Annotated in this window: 5 protein-coding genes; 3 read left to right on the top strand and 2 right to left on the bottom strand. The window is 63.4% G+C overall.

The genetic code is table 11. The features are described from left to right. The coding region (locus VF497_RS02875) for a HAMP domain-containing sensor histidine kinase (protein ID WP_330886072.1) at positions 1–709 on the top strand (709 nt) is incomplete at its 5' end. Continuing rightward, positions 591–2,588: an ankyrin repeat domain-containing protein gene (locus VF497_RS02870; RefSeq protein ID WP_330886074.1), complete on the top strand. Its 1,998-nt coding sequence runs from the start codon at positions 591–593 to the stop codon at positions 2,586–2,588. The genes VF497_RS02875 and VF497_RS02870, both read left to right, overlap by 119 nt. Before the next feature lie 87 nt (positions 2,589–2,675). Here the strand turns inward: VF497_RS02870 and VF497_RS02865 are convergent, their stop codons facing one another. Next, complete coding sequence (locus tag VF497_RS02865) at positions 2,676–3,263, bottom strand: hypothetical protein (RefSeq protein WP_330886070.1); 588 nt, start codon at positions 3,261–3,263, stop codon at positions 2,676–2,678. 76 nt (positions 3,264–3,339) lie between these two features. Further along, positions 3,340–3,834 carry a tRNA adenosine(34) deaminase TadA gene (gene tadA, locus VF497_RS02860; protein WP_330886068.1) on the bottom strand — a complete coding sequence of 165 codons (495 nt, stop codon included), beginning with the start codon at positions 3,832–3,834 and terminating at the stop codon, positions 3,340–3,342. An 86-nt stretch (positions 3,835–3,920) separates the two neighbouring features. On the opposite strand from tadA, the gene VF497_RS02855 reads away from it, so the two are divergent. After that, positions 3,921–4,181 (top strand): beta-eliminating lyase-related protein (locus tag VF497_RS02855; RefSeq protein WP_330886066.1); only part of this gene is annotated, 261 nt, incomplete at its 3' end.

Here is a 4,181-nt window from a genome sequence, read left to right as displayed (position 1 = left end):
CCCCTTGGTCGGTGCCGTAAATCAGGCGTTGACTCGACTGGAGCAGGGTTTTGCCCTACAGCGTGAATTCACTGCCAACGCGGCGCACGAACTGCGCACTCCGTTGGCCATCGTCACTGGCGCGCTCGACACGATGCGAGGCAACGGTGAGCTGGATAAGCTCAAGCACGATGTGGCACGCATGAATCGACTGGTGGAGCAATTGCTGCGCGTCGCACGACTGGACGCGATAGCACTCGACGTCTCCGCAGAAGTCGACCTCAATGTCTGTGCGACGACGCAGGTCACCAGCATGGCGCCGTGGACTATCGCTCAAGGCCGCACTCTTGCTCTCGAAGAAGCGGCTAGTCCGGTGGTCGTGCATGGCCATGCGCATGCGATCGAAGACGCGCTGCGCAATCTCATCGAAAACGCGGTCACGCATGCGCCTTCAGGGAGCGAAATCCTGGTACGTGTCGACGCCAACGGGAGGATCAGTGTCCGCGATTACGGCCCCGGCATCTCCGATGCCGATCGCGAACACCTGTTCAAACGTTTCTGGCGGAGCGCAAGGGCTACGGGCAGCGGCTCGGGGCTGGGTCTTGCGATCGTTGCCGAGACCATGCGCGTCCACGGAGGCAGCGTCACGATGGCCAACAATCCGGATGGCGGAGCGATATTTACCTTGGCATTTCCCATCGCCCCGGCACCCCATCACCAGCAACGTTGACAAAGTAGCGTGCCCATCGGAATACTCGCGGCTAGCGCGCCATGGGGCGCCTCCAGTCCGCGGCAAGGGAGTTCACTCCCACCCATGCGATCGACCCGGATCGTTCCATCCTTGCTTCCAGCCTGTGTGCAAGCGGACTTCAGGCGTTATCGGAAGGAAGGTCATGCAACGACAACTCACGTCGAACAGCAATCTCGAAACTCTGCGCAAGCAGGCGAAGTCCTGGCTGAAATCCTTGCGCGCAGGTAACGTGCAGGCGCGCGAGCGCTTGCACCGCGCTTGGCCCGGCGCGCCTCGCGAGCCCGGCCTACGCGATACGCAGCACGCGTTAGCACGCGAATACGATTTCGTCAGTTGGATGGCGCTCAAGGAAGCGCTCGCCGAGCTTGCTTTCGCGCGAAAAAATCTCGATGAGCAGGCCGCGGAATTTCTCGAACTCGCCAGCCTCCACTACGGCATTCGCCCGGGCACCTCGGACTGGGATCAAACCTTCGCGGATCATCCCTCGCGCTGGCTTTACGCCGCGCGCCTGCTCGCACGCCATCCAGCGATCGCCCAGCACAGCATCCACACCGCCGCGATGTGCGGGGATCTCGCCGAAGTGCAACGCATCCTTTCCAGGCGACCTTCTGCCGCGACCGAGAAAGGCGGTCGCGAAGGCTGGGAGCCGCTGCTGTTCGTCTGTTACGGCCGCCTGCCCGTGGCCGAAGCGCGAGAGAGCACCGTTGCGATTGCGACGGCATTGCTCGATGCGGGTGCAGCGGCGAATGTGCGCATGGACCAGGGCGATCCCGGTTTTCTCGCGCTCACCGGAGCGATCGGCGGCGGTGAATTTTCCCAGCCGCCGCACGCACAAGCGCATGAGCTTGCCGAGCTGTTGATCGAACGCGGCGCCGATCCTTACAGTCCGCAAGTGCTCTACAACACCTCGCTCGGCGAAGACGATCCGTTCTGGCTCGAGTATCTGTACGCTCTGAGCGAGCGCCGTGGCGAAGCCGGCCGCTGGTCGGCACCATCATCGCAATGGCCGCAAGCGGGAATGCTGGATTATCTGCTCGGCAATGCCGTCAACCGCAACCAACTCGTCCGCGCGCAGTGGTTGCTCGCGCACGGTGCCGCAGCGCAGGGGAATAATTACTACTCCAAGCGTCCGCATCACACCGAAGCAATACTCCAAGGCCATGTGGGAATGGCTGATCTGCTCGTACGCCACGGCGCCAGAGCACAACCGCTGGGCGATCGCGAAGCATTTGTCGCGGCCTGTGCGGGCGCAGACGCTGCGAACGCGCAGCGCCTTGCGCACGAGCATCCTGAATTTCTCGACGACCCCACGGCATTGATCCAGGCTGCGGAGCAACGGCGTGCGGATGTCGCCACCCTGCTCCTCGATCTGGGCATGTCGCCCGACGTGCGCCGCGCGGACAATTTCCGCCCTTTACACGCCGCGGCCATGGCTGGTGCCGAGGAAGTTACGCGGCTTCTCATCGACCGAGGCGCGGAAATCGACCCGGTGGAGACGCGATTCGGCGGCGTGCCGCTGGGCTGGGCGTTGCACGGAGGGCAACCGAGCACGATCGCATTGCTCGGCGGTCTCAGCCGCTGTGTTCGCGAGCTGGTAGAGATGGGTAACCTCGATCGCCTGCGTGAATTGCTTCAGGCCGAACCGAGCCTTGCCCAAGAGGTGGACAAGCACGGCTCATTGTTCTTTCACTTGCCGGACGACGAAGGCATCGCCACCGACATCGCGGAACTGCTCCTCGCCTACGGAGCGAATCCCGGACTGCGCAATGCCGAAGGGCGCAGCGGGATCGACGAGCTCGAAAAACGCGGATGTCCTGACCTCGCGGAAATTCTGCGCTCGCGCGCCCGCGCAGGCTGAGGGCTTTTGCAAAACGCATCGAGCCTGCAAACGCGGAAAAGGCCAGCAAAGAGCCGGCCTTTTCCATAAGCGCGAAGAGAAAAACTTCTACAGCCCAGCGATATGCACCCTGGCCTTGGGCCGCGCCTTCGGCCCGGGCACCATGTTGGCGCGCATCTGCTTCAGTTCGGCCACGTCGTGGAAATCGACATACGGGGTCAGGTCGAGAGTATCGGGCACCTTGCTGAGTTTTTCGTCGCCGATCACCTTGATGTACTTCTCCATGAACTCGTTGTACGCATCCCAGGTGACGCCTTCGGCGCGCACGGCGGCCTGTTCGGCGTGCAGCGCGATCTGGTGCGAGGTCAGATAGTGCATGCCGAGCAGTTGGATCAGCGATTTCTCGACCGCCTCGTGCACGATCAGGAAGCGGTCCGTGTTCACGCGCTTGCCGCGGTAGACGAAACTCTTCGGCATGTGCCGATCGATGAAGATCGTGTGGCCGTCGAGACTGTAGCCGGCGAGATAAGGAATATCGAAGCGTCGATCCAGGTGGACGCGCGCGACGATGGATTTCATCGCCTTGTCCATCATCTCCTTGCCGATCACCCATTCGGGCCAGTGCGATTTGTAGTGCTTCCTGGTCGATGGCGCGAGCGCCTTGTCGAGCTTCGGATGCCGTCTGGTGCCGTGCATGACTCCCCTCCTCCGTACCGGTTTGCGGAAATCCCAGCCTAGCGCAGGCCTTGTTGGAATTTCCCAATCCGCCAGGTCAGCTGCGGCGCTGGCGAAAGAATTCCCGCAACATCGCGCCCGCTTCCTCGCCGAGCAGGCCGCCGGAAACGGCGACGCGATGGTTGTGCAACGGCGACACCAGCGTATCGAAGACGCTGCCGGCCGCGCCGGTCTTCGGATCAGCCGCGGCGTAGACGACGCGTTCGACGCGCGCGTGCACGATGGCACCCGAGCACATCACGCAGGGTTCCAAGGTCACGTACAGCATCGATCCCGGCAGGCGGTAGTTACCTTCGCGCGCGCCCGCGTCGCGCAGCGCAACGATTTCGGCGTGCGCGGTCGCGTCGTTGCCGGTGATGCTGCGGTTCCAGCCCTCGCCGATGATCACGCCACCGCGTACGAGCACGGCGCCGACCGGCACCTCCTCGTGCGTGTCGCGCGCGTGTGCGGCGAGCTCGAGCGCGCGGCGCATATGCGCGATGTCGTTCGAGTCAAACGTGGGCGGGGATGAAATCGGAAGGTCGGCGGACATGCCGGGATTTTAGCAGTCGCGCGCCTGCGGATTCGCTGTTCACTCCTGCGCAAATGCGATACTTCGCCACCCTGCCGGAGGTTTTCATGTCTGCATCGAACAAGAACTTCGCCAGCGACAATGTCGTCGGCGCCTCGCCCGAAATCCTTGCCGCCATCGCGGCGGCCAATGACGGCGCGCTGGCGTCCTACGGCGCGGACGAGTATTCGCAGCGCGTCGAGCGCAAGCTGCGCGAAGTCTTCGAAACCGATCTTGACGTGCTCCTGGTGGCGACGGGCTCCGCGGCCAATGCGCTGTCGCTCGCGGCGATGACGCCACCCTGGGGCGGCGTGCTCTGCCACGAGGAA

Origin of the sequence: Rudaea sp. (assembly GCF_036383415.1) — a bacterium.
GTDB lineage: Bacteria > Pseudomonadota > Gammaproteobacteria > Xanthomonadales > Rhodanobacteraceae > Rudaea.
Note: the sequence above shows the minus strand (reverse complement) of the source record. Positions and strands in the feature narration are given on the sequence as shown.